Annotated in this window: 14 protein-coding genes and 1 pseudogene; 13 read left to right on the plus strand and 2 right to left on the minus strand. The window is 67.2% G+C overall.

Annotated features, from left to right (window positions below; all coding sequences use genetic code 11):
- Nucleotides 1-111: 111 nt before the first annotated feature.
- From AB3147_RS12740 to AB3147_RS12750, 3 genes are all read left to right on the plus strand, one after another.
- Entirely contained in the window at nucleotides 112-1,239 is a 1,128-nt protein-coding gene (locus AB3147_RS12740) for a metallophosphoesterase family protein (RefSeq protein WP_367352083.1), read from the plus strand.
- Complete coding sequence (locus AB3147_RS12745) at nucleotides 1,236-3,911, plus strand: AAA family ATPase (RefSeq protein ID WP_367352084.1); 2,676 nt, start codon at nucleotides 1,236-1,238, stop codon at nucleotides 3,909-3,911. The genes AB3147_RS12740 and AB3147_RS12745 overlap by 4 nt, the downstream gene beginning before the upstream one ends.
- 439 nt (nucleotides 3,912-4,350) lie before the next feature.
- The gene (locus AB3147_RS12750) at nucleotides 4,351-5,298 is read left to right on the plus strand and encodes a DMT family transporter (RefSeq protein ID WP_218343681.1); all 948 of its coding nucleotides are present in this window, start codon (nucleotides 4,351-4,353) and stop codon (nucleotides 5,296-5,298) included.
- Here the strand turns inward: AB3147_RS12750 and AB3147_RS12755 are convergent.
- Both AB3147_RS12755 and AB3147_RS12760 read right to left on the minus strand, forming a co-directional pair.
- Nucleotides 5,279-6,136, minus strand: a pseudogene (locus AB3147_RS12755) (hypothetical protein); the annotation flags it as partial. The gene AB3147_RS12750 and the pseudogene AB3147_RS12755 sit on opposite strands and share 20 nt — an antisense overlap.
- Before the next feature lie 420 nt (nucleotides 6,137-6,556).
- A complete protein-coding gene (locus tag AB3147_RS12760) occupies nucleotides 6,557-7,543 on the minus strand; it encodes a Bug family tripartite tricarboxylate transporter substrate binding protein (protein WP_056560769.1) in 987 nt (328 codons plus the stop codon).
- Between the two features lie 555 nt (nucleotides 7,544-8,098).
- Here AB3147_RS12760 and AB3147_RS12765 point away from each other — a divergent pair.
- The 10 genes from AB3147_RS12765 (at nucleotide 8,099) to AB3147_RS12810 (ending at nucleotide 17,296) form a co-directional block, all read left to right on the plus strand.
- Nucleotides 8,099-11,014 (plus strand): monovalent cation/H+ antiporter subunit A, encoded by a 2,916-nt coding sequence (locus AB3147_RS12765; RefSeq protein ID WP_175136642.1) that lies wholly within the window; start codon nucleotides 8,099-8,101, stop codon nucleotides 11,012-11,014.
- On the plus strand, nucleotides 11,014-11,358 hold the full coding sequence (locus AB3147_RS12770) for a Na+/H+ antiporter subunit C (protein WP_175121730.1): 345 nt from the start codon (nucleotides 11,014-11,016) through the stop codon (nucleotides 11,356-11,358). Before AB3147_RS12765 ends, AB3147_RS12770 begins: the two co-directional genes overlap by 1 nt.
- Nucleotides 11,355-12,986, plus strand: a complete 1,632-nt coding sequence (locus AB3147_RS12775) for a monovalent cation/H+ antiporter subunit D (protein ID WP_175121729.1) — start codon at nucleotides 11,355-11,357, stop codon at nucleotides 12,984-12,986. Before AB3147_RS12770 ends, AB3147_RS12775 begins: the two co-directional genes overlap by 4 nt.
- Complete coding sequence (locus tag AB3147_RS12780) at nucleotides 12,986-13,468, plus strand: Na+/H+ antiporter subunit E (RefSeq protein WP_175121728.1); 483 nt, start codon at nucleotides 12,986-12,988, stop codon at nucleotides 13,466-13,468. The genes AB3147_RS12775 and AB3147_RS12780 overlap by 1 nt, the downstream gene beginning before the upstream one ends.
- On the plus strand, nucleotides 13,465-13,746 hold the full coding sequence (locus AB3147_RS12785) for a K+/H+ antiporter subunit F (protein ID WP_056317324.1): 282 nt from the start codon (nucleotides 13,465-13,467) through the stop codon (nucleotides 13,744-13,746). Before AB3147_RS12780 ends, AB3147_RS12785 begins: the two co-directional genes overlap by 4 nt.
- On the plus strand, nucleotides 13,743-14,084 hold the full coding sequence (gene mnhG, locus AB3147_RS12790) for a monovalent cation/H(+) antiporter subunit G (RefSeq protein ID WP_175121727.1): 342 nt from the start codon (nucleotides 13,743-13,745) through the stop codon (nucleotides 14,082-14,084). Before AB3147_RS12785 ends, mnhG begins: the two co-directional genes overlap by 4 nt.
- Nucleotides 14,085-14,241: 157 nt before the next feature.
- Nucleotides 14,242-14,736, plus strand: a complete 495-nt coding sequence (locus AB3147_RS12795) for a hypothetical protein (protein WP_239214513.1) — start codon at nucleotides 14,242-14,244, stop codon at nucleotides 14,734-14,736.
- A 139-nt stretch (nucleotides 14,737-14,875) separates the two neighbouring features.
- Entirely contained in the window at nucleotides 14,876-15,724 is an 849-nt protein-coding gene (locus AB3147_RS12800) for a haloacid dehalogenase-like hydrolase (protein ID WP_175121726.1), read from the plus strand.
- Between the two features lie 10 nt (nucleotides 15,725-15,734).
- Entirely contained in the window at nucleotides 15,735-16,226 is a 492-nt protein-coding gene (gene tadA, locus AB3147_RS12805; protein WP_175122009.1) for a tRNA adenosine(34) deaminase TadA, read from the plus strand.
- Nucleotides 16,223-17,296, plus strand: coding sequence for an LD-carboxypeptidase (locus AB3147_RS12810; protein WP_367352085.1), 1,074 nt, complete (start codon nucleotides 16,223-16,225; stop codon nucleotides 17,294-17,296). The genes tadA and AB3147_RS12810 overlap by 4 nt, the downstream gene beginning before the upstream one ends.
- Nucleotides 17,297-17,451 lie beyond the last annotated feature (155 nt).

Raw genomic sequence — 17,451 nt, forward strand, 5'->3', positions numbered from 1 at the left:
GTAGGACGCAGACCCGCCGGGCCGCTTCGATGCGGCCCGCGTGTTTTTGAGTGCGCTGAATTGCGCACGCTGTGCGCGAAACGGCTCGTTGCTTTATGCCAAAATCGCCGCATGACCCATTTCCTGCACACTGCCGACTGGCAGATCGGCCGCCAATACGGCCAGTTTGAAACCGACGATGCCGCCATGCTCGCGGAGGCCCGTTTCGAGGTCGTCGCGCGCATCGCCACGCTGGCCGCCGAGCGCCGCGTGGATGCCGTGCTGGTCGCCGGAGACGTCTTCGACACGCAGGCCGTGTCCGATCGCAGCATCCGCCGCCTCTTTGCCGCCATGGCCGGCTACACGGGGCCCTGGGTAATGATCGCCGGCAACCACGACGCGGCCCTTGCCGACAGCGTCTGGAGCCGCGCCATGCAACTGGGCTGCATTCCGGCCAACGTGCATGTGCCGCTTGCCACCGGCGTGGTGGACCTGCCGGACGCCAACCTCGCTGTGCTTGCCGGGCCGCTTACGCAACGCCACACCTACGACGACGTCACCCAGGCTTTCGACACGCTCGAAACGCCACCCGGACGCATCCGCGTGGGCCTCGCCCATGGCAGCGTTGCCGGCCGCCTGCCCGACACGATCGACGCCACCAATCCCATTGCGCCCGACCGCGCGGACCGCGCCAGTCTTGACTATCTGGCGCTGGGCGATTGGCACGGCTGTCTGTCCATTGACACACGCACCTGGTATGCCGGCACGCCGGAACAGGACCGCTTTCGCGGCAACGAGCCCGGATATGTCCTGGACGTGCGCATCGACGCGCCGGGCGCCGCACCCGTGGTCGAACGCATTGCAACCGGCAAGTACCGCTGGTCCGCCTGGACCGAAACCCTTAGCCTGCCCACCGATGCCCAGGCGCTGGCCGAACGCATGACGGCGTTGCGGTCAGACGACGTACTGCGCCTGGACGTGCAGGGGCACGTCAACCTCGAAACCTGGGATGCGCTGCAAAAGGCCGTGGCCGAGGCCGCCGCGCAGGTGCGGGCCTTGCTGCCGGACTTGTCCGGCGTGCGCCTGGAACCCGACGAAGCTGACCTGGCCGAATTGCGCGCCAGCGGCTACGTGGGCGAGGTCGCCGCACAACTGCAGGCGTTGCAGGCGGACGAAGACCAGTCCGCCGAGGCCAGCGAGGCCTTGCGCCTGCTGCTGCGGTTCCAGCGCGAAACCGCCACGCCGGGAGCCGCCAAATGAAGATCTCCCGCATCGCCCTCGAAGAATTCCGCAAGTTCCGCCAGCCGCTATCGCTGGACGGACTGCAAGACGGCCTGAACCTCTTTGTCGGCCCCAACGAGGCCGGCAAAAGCACGGTCGCGGCCGCCATCCGAGCCGCCTTCCTTGAACGCTACAGCACCAGCAAGGTCGCCGACCTGGCGCCGCGCGGCGAATCCGGCGCGCGCCCCAGCGTTGAAGTGGCCTTCACGCACGCGGATCACGCCTACGTCCTGAAAAAGCAGTTCCTGTCCAAGGCCCGCTGCGAGCTCGTGGTGGACGACGGCGCGCAGCGGCTGGACGGCGAAGAAGCCGAAAACGCGCTGGCCGGTTTGCTGGGCTTTGAAATGCCCGGGCGCGGCCAAAGCAAGCCTGACCTGGCTGGCGTACCGGGCCTGCTATGGATCCGCCAAGGCGACGGCCAGAACCTGCACGAAGCCGCCGGCTTTGCGGGCTCGCATCTGCGCGATGCGCTGACGCAGCTCTCCGGCGAGCTGGCCTCCGGAGACGGCGACCGGCTGTTCGAGCGCGTGTCGGCCGAGCGCGCCGCGCTGCTGGACGCCCGCAACGGCCGTCCCAAGGGCAGCTACAAGGACGCCGAAGACGCGCTCGCGCGCGCCTTGTCCGAACGCGACGAGTGCGGGCAGGCCATGGCCCAGCTCAACGCCGACGTCGATCGCCTGGCCGAACTGCGGCGCGAACATGAACGCGCCCAGGCCGCGCAACCCTGGAAGGATTTCGAGGCCAAGGCTGTCCAGGCCCGCGCGCGCCTTGCCGCACTGGCCAAGGAGCGTGAAGCCTTCGACGGACTGCAACGCGAACAGGCGCAGGCCGCCCAGACCCTTGCATTGCTGCAGGATCAGGTCCGCCGCGATCAACAGGACGAAGCCGATTACCAGGCGCTGCTTCGGGATGCGCGCGCGGCGCACGCCCATGTGCAGGCGATGCAGGAACCGCTGGCGCGCGCGTTGCAGCAGCGGCAATCGCATGCCGCCGCAGTCGAGGCCGCGCGCCGGCGCGTAGCGCGGCTTCAGGCGCTGGCGGACCGCCGCGACCTGGACCGGCAGCTTGCGCAGCTCACCCCCGAAATCGAACGCCTGGACGGTGCCCTGGTCGCAGCCACCCACCTGATCCAGCAAGGTTCGGCATTGCGCACAGAAGCCGTCCAACTCGAAATATCCGATGCTGAAATCGAGGCGCTGCGCAAGGCCGGCCGCGAACTTGGAAATCTGCAGTTGCAACAACAGGCGGTCGCGACGCGCTTGCGGTATCGGCTCGATGCCGGCGCGCAGGCGCTGCTGGACGGCAAGGCCGTCAGCGGCGCGGGCGAAGTCCTGCTTACGGCCGCGGCCGAACTCGATCTGCCCGGTGTGGGGCGCCTGCAAATCGAGCCGGGCGGACAAGACCTGCCGGCCTTGCAGCGCGAACTGGCGCGCGCGGAGTCGGCAAGCGCCGCGTTGCTCAAGCGGGCGGGCGTCGACACCCTGGCCGATGCCGAACAGCGTCACGCGCGCTACAACGCGCTGCAGCGCGAACTCGAAGGCATGCGCAAGACGCTGAGCATTCATGCGCCCCGCGGCGTGGATGCGCTGCGCACCCAGCGCGACGAGGCTCTCGCGCGGCTGGCGCAGTTGCAGGAAAGACTGTCCAAGCTGCCGCCTGTGCAGGAAACCGAAGACGGCATTCGGGTTGGTGACGCAGATGCCGGCATCGTTCCCGACACAAGCGATGACGATCTGCCCGACGCCGTGCAGGCCCTGCGCGAGGCCGAAGCCGTTGCGGCGCAGGCGGAAAAGGCAGTCGCCGACGCGCAGCGCGCGCTAGACGCCGACACAGCCCGTGCCCAGTTGCTGGAAGGGCAGGCTGCCGCCCGGGGCGCAGAACTGCAATCCGACGAACGCACGGCGCAACGCCACGCCCGCGCCGGCCGCCTCGCCGAAGTGCGCAGCGCCCACGACCAGCTCGAACTGCGCGTACGCGAGGCTCGGGCCTCGCTGGCTGAACACCGGCCCGAACTCGCGGAACAGGACGTGCAGCGGTTTGAAAAATCCGCCGCCATCGAACGTGACGCCCAGCACAAGCGGCACGGCGACATCCTGCAATTGCAGGGCAAGCTGGACCAGGCCGGTGCGCAAGGCCTGGGCGAACGCCTGTCCGAAGCGCAGGCAGCCTGCGAGCGTCTGCAACGGCGCCGCGACGAATTCGCACGGCGCGCCGCCGCGCTGGACCTGCTGCAAAAGCTGTTGGCCGACAAACGCGCCGCCGCCACGCAACGCCTGCAAGCGCCGCTCGCCCGCCGGCTCAACCACTATCTGGCGCTGCTCTTTCCCGACGCCGCGCTGCGCCTGGACGATGCGCTGCTGCCCACGGCGCTGCGCCGGGGCGATGGCGAAGACGCGCTGGACGCCCTCAGCTTCGGTACGCGGGAACAGCTCGGCATCCTGGCGCGGTTCGCCTACGCCGATCTGCTGCGCGAGGCCGGCCGACCCACCTTGCTGCTGCTGGACGACGCGCTGGTCCACACCGACGACGCCCGGCGCGACTTCATGAAGCGCGCGCTGTTCGACGCCGCGACCCGCCATCAGATCCTGATGTTTACGTGCCACGGCGAGGCATGGCGCGACATGGGGGTGGAGCAGCGCAGGATTGGTTAGCGCACCGGCCCGGTTCCGGCGCCTCGGTGCCGGGAAGCAGCGCGGCCACAACCGCCGATGCTTGACGCTGCGGCCCGGCGCCGGTAGTCTGCGCGGATGCCTGCTTACACGCCTTTCGCCATGCTTGCCAGCGCCGTCCGCGCGGGTCTCGCGTGCGCGCGTGTATCGGCCTCCTTCTCCGCCGGCGCTCCGCCGGCTGTGTCTCCTGTCAAGAACGCGGCGCCGCCGCCCGCATCGCCGCCTCGCGGCGTCGTGTCGGGCACGCATCCGCCTGTGTCAGCCGTCCTAGGCTGACCCGCCGCATCTCCGTCTCCCGCCTGAACCCCAGCGCCGCGCCGCGAACAGCATGACGCCTTGGCGTCGCCTGCCGCGCTGGCGCACGGGTGCGTTTTCGCGCCCCGGGCGGGAGGCTGTACCCCATTCAGACAGGTGATACCTCATGTCCATCATCCGACACGCGTGGACTGCCCACGCGTCCACCACCTTGTTCGTGCTGCTGTGGAGCGGCGGCGCGATCTTTGCCAAATGGGGGCTGTCGCATGCCTCCGCCTTCGGCTTTCTCTTGTTCCGCTTCCTGCTTGCGCTGGCGGTGCTGCTGCTGATCTGCGCGAGGCGGGGACGTTGGTTGCCGCAGACCGGCACTCGCATGCAGGTCGCGGCCACGGGTGCGCTGCTGATCGGCAGCTATTCCATCTGCTATCTGCTCGCGCTGGACCACGGCGTGACGCCTGGCGTGCTGGCGACGTTGCTCGGCGCGCAGCCCATCCTGACGCTGGCGCTGACGGAGCGCCGCTTTGCGCCGGCGCGTCTGGCGGGACTCTTCCTGGCGCTCGCCGGGCTGGTGCTGGTCGTCTATCAGAGCATCGCGCTGACGCGCTTGTCCGTCGCGGGCATCGCGTACGCCTGCGCGGCGCTGGCCAGCATGACGGGAGGCGCCTTGCTGCAAAAGCGCGTCCAGCAACCGCCGATGGACGTGATGCCGTTGCAGTACGCGATCAGTCTGGTGCTCTGCCTGCTGTTCGCACCATTCCAGCCGCTGCACGCCGACTGGAGCGTCGGCTTCATCGTGCCGTTGATCTGGATGGGCCTCGTGATTTCAGTCGGCGCCACGCTGCTGTTCTACCGCATGATCCAGGCGGGCAACCTCGTCAACGTGACCAGCCTGTTCTACCTGGTGCCGGTGGGCACGGCGGCGCTGGACTACCTGATTCTGGGCAATCGCTTGCCGGCGCTCAGCTTGGCTGGCATGGCCGCGATCCTGACAGGGTTGATGCTGGTGCTACGCCATCCCGCGACGCCCCGACATCCATCCACCCGTTCCACGGCTGGTCAGGGGGCGTGGAGCCGGCGCTCGTCGCGCCGTCCGGTCCCGCCCAATGCCCGCTGACCAACTGTGCCGGGCGGGATTGGGCGACCACCCGCGCACACAGATCCCATGCGTCCAGCCGCACGCTCAGTCCGGCGTAGACGCCGTGTCCCGCGCCCGCCTCGATGACGCCGGCCGCCTGCGCGCCTTCGCCCGCGCGGATCGCGCCCTCGGCGCGGATGTCCTCGCCGGCGATCAAGCCCCACCCGCAGGCGAGGTGTTCGCCCGACTGAATGGATCCGCCCGCCTGAATACCGCAACCGGCATTGATTTCCTGCTCCGCGGTCACGCCGCCGCCTGCCTTGATGCCTTGACCGCACTTGATGGCGCCTTGCGTGTTGATGTCCTGGCCGGCATGCAGGTGGCCGGTCACGGCCAGGTCCTGTCCGGCGCAGATGTCCCACTTGGCGCGCACATTGCCGCCGCAATCCAGGCGCGTCGCAATCTCGATCCCCCAGTCGGCCGCCACGTCGCCGCCGGCGCGCAGGTTGCCGCCGCTGGCAATGTTGCCGCCGGCCGTGATGTTTTCACCCGCCACGATCGACTCGCCAGCGCGAATGCCGCCGCCCGTGATAAGGCTGCGTCCCGCGCGCACCACCGTGTCCACATTGATCCCCAGGCGGACTTCAAGCGTCCCGGCAAACACGATGGCGGTGGCATCCAGCGTATCCAGCCGCAACACGGCGTCGGTCGGACCAAACTGGTCCAGCAGCCAGCAGGCGTCGCCGACGCGGCCGTCGGCGACCAGGGCATCGAGCACGGCCTGATAGTCCCCCTGTCCGTTGTGGTCGCGCAGGAACCATTTGTAGCCGCCCGCGCAGGGGTTCTTGGCTTTGACGAATTTTTTGGTGAGTTGCATGGCGCTGAATCGAAAAGGTGCGGTGCGTGGCCGCCGTGCAAGCCGGAAAGGGCGTGCGAGCGGCGAAATGGGAACGAGCGCCCGCCACGCGGCAGTGCGCCCGCCGGCCGGTTTCAGGCTGCAGGACGCGCGGATGTGCGCAGGCAGCCGGCAACGGGCCGGAGCAAAAATCAGAATGGGGAGAGGCGGGCGATTAGCCGGGCTTGGACCGCGCGTAAGCGGAACGCGCGGCGACCTCCTGCGAACTCAACAGCGTTGAGCGCAGGGCGCAGAGAGCGCAGGTGACGCAGGGAAGGGAAGATATATCGGATTGCACGGGGCAGATGCTACCACCGGGGCGATTGCCGTCAAGCGGGGACGAATGCAAAGCGGGGCGCCAACCGCAAACCGCCGGCCCGCGCCCCTCTCGTCAGGTTGCGATCAGTTCGTCAGGACGATGTTGCGGTCCTTGGCGATGCGCTGGCGCAGTTCAAGTTCGCGCTTGATCTGTGCGGCGTACTCGGCTGGCGTGTTGCCGTCCACGATCGATCCGCCGTCGGCCAGGCGCTGGGCGATCTTCGGATCCTTCAAGGCCTTGACCGCGGCCGCGTGCACGCGGTCGACCACGGCTTGCGGCGTGCCGGCGGGAGCCACCAGGCCGTACCAGGCCATATTGTCCATGTCGGGCAGGCCACCCTCGGCGAACGTCGGCACGTCCGGCAGGGCGGGCAGGCGCTTGGGCGCCGCCACGGCCAGCGCGCGAAGCTTGCCCGCCTGGATGTGCGGCATGGAGGAGGGCAGGTTGTCGAACTGGACGTTCACCTGGCCGGCGATCACGTCGTTCAGCGCCGGACCCGATCCGCGGTAAGGAACGTGAACCATGTCGGTCTTGGTCAGCGACTTGAACAGCTCGCCGTCCAGGTGGCTGATGCCGCCCGCGCCCGACGACGCATAGCTGTACTTGCCGGGGTTGTTCTTGAGCAGGGTGATGAATTCGGCCAGGGTCTTGGCGGGAACGCTCGGGTTGACCGTCATGACGTTGGGCACGTTCACCATGTTGGTGATGGGCGTGAAGTCCTTGAGCGGGTTGTACGGGTTCTTGGGGTTCGTGGCGGGATTGGTGGCCATGGTGCTGACCGTGGCCACGCCCAGCGTGTAACCGTCGTTGGCAGAGCGCACCAGGGCGTCGGCGCCGATGGAGCCGCCGCCGCCGGCGCGGTTTTCCACGACCACGGGCTGGCCGAGTTCACGGCCCAGGCCCTCGGCCACGACGCGCGCCACGATATCGGTGGTGCCACCGGCTGCAAACGGGACGATCAGGCGGATGGGTTTATTGGGGTAGGGGTCTGCGGCCTGGGCAGCGGAGGTCAGGCAGGCGCCAGCGATGGCGGCGGCCAGGACGGCCTTGGCATGTGACAACACGTTCAAGAGTCTTCTCCATATTGTTGTTCCGAGCCGGCCATCTTGCCGGGCCAGCTTCGGTGAGGCGCGCATTGCCGGGGTGTCGCAAGCCAACGCCTCGTGGCCGCATTCCACACAGGTATGTCCCCATGGTCAACTCGGGATTGTCCCTGTCATGAGAAATCGCAAAATTTCTAACGTGTTCCTAAAAAGCGCGGAGATGACAGAAGTTACAGGAAAAAGTCAGTCTGACAGGCAGTTGAACACAAATTGAGAAGCTTTCGATGCGCAATCGCTGCGCAGTCATCTTGCTGTCATTAGCTGGGTACGTACATAAATCCCTGCATAACTTACAAGAATCTGATATTTTTCGGCTGAGATTCTTGCCCGGTCTTGCAAGAAAGCTATTGCGTTTGTTTCTGTCTGCGCCGTTCAATTGGCGTTGGTTGATGACCCCTCGGGGCAACGTGTAGTGCAGCGACGCACCGGGCCAAGGGTTCCGTCCGTTTTTCAATCCCCGGTCTGTTTCGTCTCTCGCTGCCCTGCGCTGGCGGGAGGGGGCCCGGACATTTTCGGAACGCCATGTCGCTGATCCTGATCCTCGCTCTGCCGTTCGCCGGCAGCCTGTGCGCCGCGCTGCTGCCTTCCAACGCCCGCAACGCCGAGGCGTGGTTGGCTGGCCTCATCGCCCTCGCGTGCGTGGTTCTGATCGCGACGCTCTATCCGGACGTCGCCAACGGCGGCGTCATACGGGCCGACATGCCTTGGGCGCCCGCCCTGGGTCTGCAATTCACCCTGCGCATGGACGGCTACGCGTGGCTCTTTGCGCTGATCGTCTCCGGCATGGGCGCGCTGGTCGTGTTGTACGCGCGCTATTACATGTCGCCGGAAGACCCGGTCCCGCGCTTCTTTTCCTTCTTCCAGGCCTTCATGGGCGCCATGCTCGGCGTGGTGCTCTCGGGCAACCTGATCCAGCTGGTTCTATTCTGGGAAATGACCAGCCTGGCGTCGTTCATGCTGATCGCCTACTGGCACCACCGCCTGGACGCGCGCCGGGGCGCGCGCATGGCGCTGACGGTCACCGGGGCGGGCGGTCTCTGTCTGCTGGCCGGCGTGCTGATCCTGGGCCATATCGTCGGCAGCTACGACATGGACCGAGTCCTGGCATCGGGCGACCTGGTCCGCGCCGACCCCTGGTATCCAGCCGTCCTGGTGCTGGTGGCGCTGGGCGCGCTGACCAAGAGCGCGCAATTCCCGTTCCATTTCTGGCTGCCCAACGCCATGGCCGCGCCCACGCCGGTGTCCGCCTATCTGCACTCGGCCACGATGGTCAAAGCAGGCGTTTTCCTGCTGGCGCGCTTCTGGCCCGTGCTCTCTGGCACCGACGAGTGGTTCTGGATCATCGGCGGGCTGGGTCTCATCACCCTGGTGCTGGGCGCCTACGCGGCCATCTTCCAGCAGGACATGAAGGGCGTGCTGGCGTATTCCACGATCAGCCACCTGGGCCTCATCACGCTGCTGCTGGGTCTGAACAGCACGTTGGCGCTGGTGGCCGCCATCTTCCACATGATCAACCACGCCACGTTCAAGGCGTCGCTCTTCATGGCGGCGGGCGTGGTCGACCACGAAACCGGCACGCGCGACCTGGGCCGGCTGTCCGGCCTGTATAAGGCAATGCCCATCACGGCCACGCTGGCGATGGTGGCCGCGGCCTCGATGGCGGGCGTGCCGCTGCTGAACGGTTTCCTGTCCAAGGAAATGTTCTTTGCGGAAACCACCTTCGTCAGTGCCGACCGCTACGTCCAGCTTGGCCTGCCGCTGCTCGCCACGATCGCCGGCGCATTCAGCGTCGCCTATTCGCTGCGTTTCATCCTGCAGGTGTTCTTCGGCCCCCCGGCCACCGACCTGCCGCGCGAGCCCCACGAGCCGCCGCGCTGGATGCTGTTGCCCAGCGCATTGCTTGTCATGATGTGCCTGTTGGTGGGCATCGTTCCCAGCCTGACCGTCGGCCCGTTCCTGGCCACTGCGGCGCAGAGCATCCTGGGCGAGAACATGCCCGACTACAGCCTGGCCGTCTGGCACGGTTTCAATCTTCCGCTGGCGATGAGCCTGGTCGCCACTACCGCAGGCGTGCTGCTGTACCTGGCCCTGCGCGCGCATCAGCGCGCCAATCCGGGCCGGGTGCCGTTCATCTACCGCCTTGACGGCCGCCGCACCTTCGAAGCGCTGCTCGATGGCTCCAGCGTCGCCGCCGCGTGGCTGCTGCGCTGGGTGTCGTCCACGCGCCTGCAGGTCCAGATGGTGCTGATCCTGGTGGGCACGCTGTTCGTCGCGTGGCTGCCGCTGCGCGCCGGCGGCTGGCTGGACGGCGCCGTGCGCCTGACGCCGGTCGATCCGGTTTTCGCCTTGCTGTGGATCGTGGGCGGCACCTGCGCCCTGGCCGCCGCGTTCCAGGCCAAGTACCACCGCCTGGCCTCCCTGGCGCTGGCGGGCGGGGCAGGGCTGATCACCTGCCTGACCTTCGTCTGGTTCTCCGCGCCCGATCTGGCGCTGACGCAGCTGTCTGTCGAGGTCGTGACGCTGGTGCTGTTGTTGCTGGGCCTGCGCTGGCTGCCTCGCCGCATCGTGCAGGACGACGAGGAAAGCCTGAAAGCCACGCTGCAGGCACGCGGCCGCCGCCTGCGCGATCTGCTGCTGGCAGTCGCCGCCGGCACGGGCATGTCCGCGCTGGCCTATTCGGTGCTGGCGCGGCCGCAGACCAATCCCATTTCGTCCTATTTCGTGGATCGCGCGCTGCCTGACGGCGGCGGCACCAACGTCGTCAACGTGATCCTCGTGGACTTCCGCGGCTTCGATACGTTCGGCGAAATCACGGTGCTTGGCATCGTGGCGCTGACCGTCTACGCGCTGTTGCGCCGCTTCCGTCCAGCCGCCGAGAGCGCGGACATTCCCCGCCAGCAGATGGATCAGGACGGCGGCATCCCGGACGCGCCCGACATCAAGTCGCCGGTGCCCGCAGGCTCGATGATGGTGCCCGCGGTGCTGGTGCGCCTGCTGCTGCCGATCGCCGCGCTGATCTCCGTGTATTTCCTCTTGCGCGGCCACAACCAGCCCGGCGGCGGTTTCGTGGGCGGCCTCATCTTCGCCACCTCCGTCATCCTGCAATACATGGTGGGCGGGGTGTATTGGGTCGAATCCCGCAGCCGCCTGAATCCCCAGAACTGGATCGGCATCGGGCTGCTGTCCGCCGGCATTGCCGCCGTGAGCGCATGGCTGGCCTACAAGCCGTTCCTTGCCGCGCTGGCCTGGGACGTCGCGCTGCCGCTGATTGGCCACGTCCACGTGTCCAGCGTGCTGCTTTTTGATCTGGGCGTCTACATGCTGGTCGTCGGATCCACCGTGCTGGTGCTGGTGGCGCTTGCCCACCAATCGCTGCGCGCGCAACGCAAGGCCGCCGCCGAGCTCCAGGCGGCCGCCGTTCAAACAGGAGAAGCCTGATGGAATTGATATACGCTGCCGCAATCGGCGTGCTGGCGGGCTCGGGCGTGTGGCTGCTGCTGCGGCCCCGGACGTTCCAGTTCATCATGGGCCTGTCGCTGGTCTCCTACGCGGTGAACCTCTTCATCTTCGGCATGGGCCGGCTCACGTCCGGCAGGCCGCCGGTGGTGGATCCGTCCATGGCGCATGATCCTTCCTGGTATGCGGATCCGCTGCCGCAGGCGCTGGTGCTGACCGCCATCGTCATCGGCTTTGCCACCACCGCGCTGTTCCTGGTTGTGCTGCTCGCCTCGCGGGGCCTCACGGGTACCGACCACGTTGATGGACGGGAGTCCCAATCTTGAGTTTCTGGCTTCAACACCTTCCTGTCCTGCCCATCATCATTCCGCTGGTCGCGGGCGCAGCGATGCTGCTGTTCGCCGACACCAGCCGCTACGCGCGCGGCGGGGTCGCGCTTCTGTCGACGCTTGCCCAGTTGGCGGCGGCGATCGCCTTGCTGGTCGTGGCCGGCGGGGGCGTGCCCGGCGTCTGGGAAAACGGGGTAGGGGCCTACCTGGTGGGCGACTGGCCCGCGCCGTTCGGCATCGTGCTGGTGGTCGACCGCCTGGCCGCCGTCATGCTGACGCTGACGGCCGTACTCGGTCTGGCCACGCTGGTCTACGCGCTGGCCCGCTGGGACCGCGCCGGCGTGCATTTCCATTCGCTGTTCCAGTTCCTGCTGATGGGCCTGAATGGGGCCTTCCTGACCGGCGACCTGTTCAACCTGTTCGTGTTCTTCGAAGTGTTGCTGGCGGCGTCCTACGGCCTGCTGCTGCACGGGTCCGGCGTGGCGCGCGTTAGCGCGGGCCTTCAGTACATCGCCGTGAACCTGGTGGCCTCGTTCCTGCTGCTGATCAGCATCGCGCTGATCTACGGCGTGACGGGCACGCTCAACATGGCGGACCTGGCGCTGCGCGCAGGCAATCTGGCAGGCGCTGAACGCATGCTGTTCGAGGCTGGCGCCGCCATCCTCGGCGTGGCCTTCCTGGTCAAGGCAGGGGCCTGGCCGCTCAACTTCTGGCTGGTCAAAGGGTATGGTTCGGCCGGTGCCCCGATCGCGGCCATGTTTTCCATCATGACCAAGGTCGGCATCTACGCGCTGTTGCGCATCGGCTCGCTGCTGCTGCCGACCGGTGCGCCCGCCGCCTTCAGCCTGGACTGGATGTTTGCCGCCGGACTGGCCACGCTGCTGTTTGGCGCCCTGGGCCTGTTGGCCACCCAGCAACTGGAAAAAATGGTCGGCTACTGCGTCATCGTGTCGGCCGGCACGTTGCTGACCGCGTTGGGCATGCCGGGCGTGACGCTCACGGGTCCCGCGCTCTTCTACCTGATCAGCTCGGTGCTGACCACGGGCGCGTTCTTCCTGCTGGCCGAACTGATCGAACGCACCCGCAGCTTCGGCGCAAACGTGCTGGCGGTCACGCTCGATGCCTTCGACCTGGACGATCCAACCTCTGTGAACCGCTCCGACGACGTCGTCGGCGTGGCGATTCCCGCGGCAATGGCGTTCCTGGGCCTGGCCTTCATTTCCTGCGCGTTGCTGGTGACCGGCCTGCCGCCGCTCTCCGGCTTCGTCGCCAAGTTCTCGCTGTTGTCGGCAGCGGTATCGGCCGCCACCGAGTCGGCGCCGCCGATGGACGCCTGGCTGCTCGTGGCCGCCGTGCTGGTGTCGGGCCTGGCGGGCCTGATCGGCCTGGGCCGCACCGGCATCCGTATCTTCTGGGCCAGCGACGACCGCAGCACGCCGCGCCTGCGCGTAATCGAGGCAGGCCCGGTCGCCGTGCTGGTGTTGCTGTGCGTGGGCCTGGCCGCCGGCGCGGGTCCCGTGTCGGCCTACCTGGACGACGCCGCCCGCTCGCTCGACCAGCCCGCGTCGTATATCGACGCCGTCATGTCCGCGCAGACCGTGCGCGGCGTCAAGGGAGGAAGCTGATGCGCCGCCTTTACTTCCTGATCCTGCCCACGTTGCTGTTTGCACTGTGGCTGCTCCTCAATGAAAGCGTGTCGCCGGGCCAGATCGCCCTGGGCATCGCGCTGGCGCTGTGGTTCACGTGGGCCGCCTCGCGCCTGCGCCCGCTGCATGCACGGCCGCGCCACCTGTGGAAGGTGATCCCGCTTTTCCTGCACGTGACGTGGGACATCATCAAGTCCAACATCGCGGTCGCGCGGCTGATCCTCAATCCGCGTCGCAATGAGTTCTCGCCGGGATTCATCCTGATCCCGCTCACCATGCGCGACCCGCATGGCCTGGCGATGCTGGCCTGCATCGTCACCTACACGCCCGGCACGGTCTGGGTGAGCCTGACTGAAGACCACGCGCTGAAACTGCATGTGCTCGATCTGCAAAACGAAGACGAGTGGATCGAACTGGTGCAGCAGCGCTACGAGCGCCCGTTGATGGAGATGTTCGAATGAATTCCGTACTGTATTGGGCGGCATCCTTTGCCTTGCTCTGCTTTGCGCTGGGCATGGTGTTCGCCACCATCCGCCTGTTGCGCGGCCCCACCGCCCAGGACCGCGTCCTGGCCCTGGATACGCTGTACATCAACGGCATGCTGACGATGCTGGTGTTCGGCATCCGGTCCGGCACCTCGGTGTACTTCGACATCGCGCTGCTGATCGCGCTGTTTGGCTTTGTGGGCTCTACCGCCATGGCGCGTTTCCTGTTGCGCGGCGAGGTCATCGAGCCATGATGGAAGTCGATATCCCCCTGTGGGCCGGTATCCCCGCCACCATTCTGCTGGTGTTGGGCGGACTGCTGGCCGTGACCGGCTCGGCCGGGCTGCTGCGTTTTCGCACCTTCCAGTCGCGCATCCATGCCCCCACGCTGGGCAACACGATGGGCTGCGCCTGCGTGCTGGCGTCTTCCATCCTGGTGTTCTCGGCGCTGTCTGCGCGCCCGGTGTTTCACGAGGTCATCATCACGCTGCTGCTGATTGTGTCGTCGCCTGTCACGGCCATGTTGCTGATGCGCGCAGCCACGTACCGCAACCGCCTTACCAAGGCAGAAGCGGACAAAGACGCGCGCTGATTTCGGGCCGTCCCTGTTTGCTGACGTTGAAACGTAACCTTACGAATTCACGTCGCTAGTTATGTCCCCCATCGCGCGGTCATGGGATAGTGAGGTCAGTTGGCGGCGCGGTTGATACCGCGCCGTCCGGGTTCAATCTCTTCATAAGGAGCTGACCATGAATACTGTTCCCATGCCTTCGAAGCGCCTTGCTGCCATTCTCTGCACCGCCGGCCTGATGCTCGCCGCTGGCGCGGTTCAAGCGCAATCTTCCGGCGCCTCGGCGCAGTCCAGCTATCAGCAGGACGTCGCCGCCTGCAAAAGCGGCAGGACCGGGCAAGCGCTGGATGCCTGCCTGCGCGAAGCCGGCGCGGCGCGCCAGGAGCGCAGCCGCCAGAATCTCCGCGAAGAAAGCCCCGAACAACTGCAGCAGAACATGGTGGCGCGCTGCAACCGTCTGCCCGAAACCCAGCGCCAGAATTGCGTCACGCAAATGACCGCGCCGGGTAACGTGCGCGGCAGCGTGCAGGGCGGCGGCGTGCTGCGCGAGACCGTGATCCAGGTGCCCGCCGGCACGGCCCCGGGCATGGCCCCGGCTCCGGGCATGGCTCCCGCCCCGGGCATGGCTCCCGCTCCCGGCACGGGAACGATGACCGCGCCGATCCGCCAGTAAGGCGTTGCTCCGAACCAGGGCGCATGATTTGAAGCGAAGGTGAAGCAGGGCGCTGCGTGATGCACCGCGCTGCTCCTCAGGCGCAGCCGCTGCCGCATTCAGGCAAAATGGCGGCTGTCGCCTCTTTTCACGCATATTCATGTCCGACGTCATCGCCCTGATTTTCGATTTCGACGACACGCTGGCCTCGGACAGCACGTCCGGTTTCCTGGACAGCATCGGCGTGGACACGGCCTCGTTCTGGAAGGAAGAGGTCGATCCCCTGCTGTTTCAGCAGGACTGGGATCCCGTGCCGGCCTATCTCTATAAGATGATCGAACTGTCCCGGCAGGGACGGCACGGCCTCATCACGCAGCAGCGCCTGAAAGATTGGGGCGCGCGCCTGGATCTGCACGATGGCGTGGCCACGCTGTTCCAGCGTCTGCGCGCCGCGGTCCGGGCCGAGCACCCGCAGGTGCAGCTCGAGTTCTATCTCATCTCCAGCGGCATCGGCGACGTGGTGCGCTCAACGCCCATCGCGCATGAATTCACCGAAATCTGGGCGTCCGAATTCGTCTATGGCGAGGACGGCGGCATCGCGTTTCCGCGGCGCGTCGTCAGCTTTACCGACAAGACTCGCTACCTGTTCCACATCCAGAAGGGCATCATCGGCCGCGAATTCCGCAACAAGCCGTTCGAGGTCAACCGCAAGGTTCCCGAGGACCGGCTGCGCATCCCGTTCGACCAGATGGTCTTCGTGGGCGACGGCTACACCGACATTCCGTGCTTTTCGCTGATCCGCCGCGCCGGCGGCTTTGCCTTTGGAGTCTGGGATCCCAAGCACCGCGACAAGCGCAGCCGCGCCTGGGGCTTCATCGAAGAAGGGCGCGTGTCCAACCTGAACCAGGCCCGCTACGACGAAGAGGCCGAGTTGTATCAATGGCTCGAAGAAGCGGTCACCAGCCTGGCGGGCCGCATCGCGCTGAAATCGCGGGTGTACCGTGGATGAGTTGGCCCCGATGGACGCGGTGCCGCGCTGGACCGAGCAGGACGCGCGTTTCATGACCCTGGCCCTGGAACAGGCCCAGGCCGCCTACGACATCGGCGAGGTGCCGGTGGGCGCGCTGGTCGTGTCCGCCCAGGGCGACATCCTGGGGCGGGGCTACAACCGCACCATCATCGACCACGATCCCACGGCGCACGCCGAAATCGTCGCCCTGCGCGGCGCCGCGCGCCAGCTTGAGAACTACCGGCTGCCCGGCATCACCGTCTACGTCACGCTGGAACCGTGCGTGATGTGCATCGGCGCCATGCTGCATGCGCGCCTTGCGCGCGTGGTGTTCGGCGCGTACGACCCCAAGACCGGGGCCTGCGGCAGCGTGCTGGACGTCGGGTCCGTGCCCAAGCTCAACCATCACACTTCAGTCACCGGCGGCGTGCTGGCCGAACCCTGCGGCGACCTGCTGCGCCGGTTCTTCCGCGAACGCCGCGCCAAGGAATCCATCGCATGAGTACCCCCAAAGCCGCCAAGTCCGCTGCCAAGCCCGCCGCCAAGGCGCGCCGCGCCAAGGCCGCAGCCACCCCGGCGCTCGATCACCCGCACGATCACGGCCCGGACTGCGGCGACGCATGCGGTCACGACCACGATCATGGCCACGACCACGCGCACCATCACGGTCCCCAGCCGGACGCCCGCGGCATCTACCTGATTTCCCCGTCGTCCGCCGTGCGCGACCCCGCCACCGTGACGCTGGCGCTTGAACGGCTGGCGCAACAGGGCTTCAAGACCGCGCTGGACCGCACGGCGCTGGCCGAGCATCAACGGTTCGCCGGCACGGACGCCCAGCGCCTGGCCAGCCTGACCCGCGCCACGAAGCAGAAGCTGCCGATCGTCATGGTGACGCGCGGCGGCTACGGGCTGGGCCGGTTGCTGCACGCCATCGACTGGAAGGCCATGGCCGACAGCGGCAAGCGCTTTGTCGGCATGAGCGATTTCACGGCGTTCAACCTGGCGCTGCTGGCGCAGACCGGCGCGATCAGCTACACGGGCGCCACCGCGGTCCAGGATTTCGGCGGCAAAAAGGTCGATGACCTGACCGAAGCGCTGTTCGGCGAAGTGATGCGCGGCGAGCTGGAGATCCTCAGCTTCGAAACCCAGGACGCCGACCCGGTCGACGCGCGCGGCATCCTGTGGGGCGGCAACCTTGCGATGCTGACCTCGCTGCTGGGCACGCCGTACATGCCGAAGATTCGCGGCGGCATCCTGTTCCTGGAAGACGTGGCCGAGCATCCGTACCGCGTCGAGCGCATGCTGATCCAGCTTTGGCAGGCTGGCATCCTGGCGCGCCAGAAGGCCATCGTCCTGGGCCGTTTCACCGAATACAAGCTGGCGCCGCACGACAAGGGGTACGATCTGCACGAGGTCGTGGCCTGGCTGCGCAAGACGGTCAAGGTGCCGGTCATTACCGGTCTGCCGTACGGTCATGTCACCACCAAAGCCACCTTGCCCATCGGCCAGAAGGTCGGCATCGCCACCGAAAAGGGCCTCGCGCATCTGGTGCTGGACGAGCATCACCACTGATCCCCGGTCTGGCGGTCCGGCGCTCCGGCGCTCCGGCGCTCCGGCGCTCCGGCGCTCCGGCGCTCCGGCGCGCCGGGGGCGGGCGGTCCGGCGCTCCAGCAGCGCCGCTCTCGCCAATATAAATAAGGGCCGCAGCCCGTTTGCTACACTAGCAG

This window comes from Achromobacter animicus (assembly GCF_040775605.1).
Taxonomy (GTDB): Bacteria; Pseudomonadota; Gammaproteobacteria; order Burkholderiales; family Burkholderiaceae_B; genus Achromobacter; species Achromobacter animicus.

Coding starts and splice junctions, on each gene's coding strand:
- AB3147_RS12740 (WP_367352083.1), top strand. CDS start 112: ATGACCCATTTCCTGCACACTGCCGACTGGCAGATCGGCCGCCAATAC.
- AB3147_RS12745 (WP_367352084.1), top strand. CDS start 1,236: ATGAAGATCTCCCGCATCGCCCTCGAAGAATTCCGCAAGTTCCGCCAG.
- AB3147_RS12750 (WP_218343681.1), top strand. CDS start 4,351: ATGTCCATCATCCGACACGCGTGGACTGCCCACGCGTCCACCACCTTG.
- AB3147_RS12765 (WP_175136642.1), top strand. CDS start 8,099: ATGTCGCTGATCCTGATCCTCGCTCTGCCGTTCGCCGGCAGCCTGTGC.
- AB3147_RS12770 (WP_175121730.1), top strand. CDS start 11,014: ATGGAATTGATATACGCTGCCGCAATCGGCGTGCTGGCGGGCTCGGGC.
- AB3147_RS12780 (WP_175121728.1), top strand. CDS start 12,986: ATGCGCCGCCTTTACTTCCTGATCCTGCCCACGTTGCTGTTTGCACTG.
- AB3147_RS12785 (WP_056317324.1), top strand. CDS start 13,465: ATGAATTCCGTACTGTATTGGGCGGCATCCTTTGCCTTGCTCTGCTTT.
- mnhG (WP_175121727.1), top strand. CDS start 13,743: ATGATGGAAGTCGATATCCCCCTGTGGGCCGGTATCCCCGCCACCATT.
- AB3147_RS12795 (WP_239214513.1), top strand. CDS start 14,242: ATGAATACTGTTCCCATGCCTTCGAAGCGCCTTGCTGCCATTCTCTGC.
- AB3147_RS12800 (WP_175121726.1), top strand. CDS start 14,876: ATGTCCGACGTCATCGCCCTGATTTTCGATTTCGACGACACGCTGGCC.
- tadA (WP_175122009.1), top strand. CDS start 15,735: ATGGACGCGGTGCCGCGCTGGACCGAGCAGGACGCGCGTTTCATGACC.
- AB3147_RS12810 (WP_367352085.1), top strand. CDS start 16,223: ATGAGTACCCCCAAAGCCGCCAAGTCCGCTGCCAAGCCCGCCGCCAAG.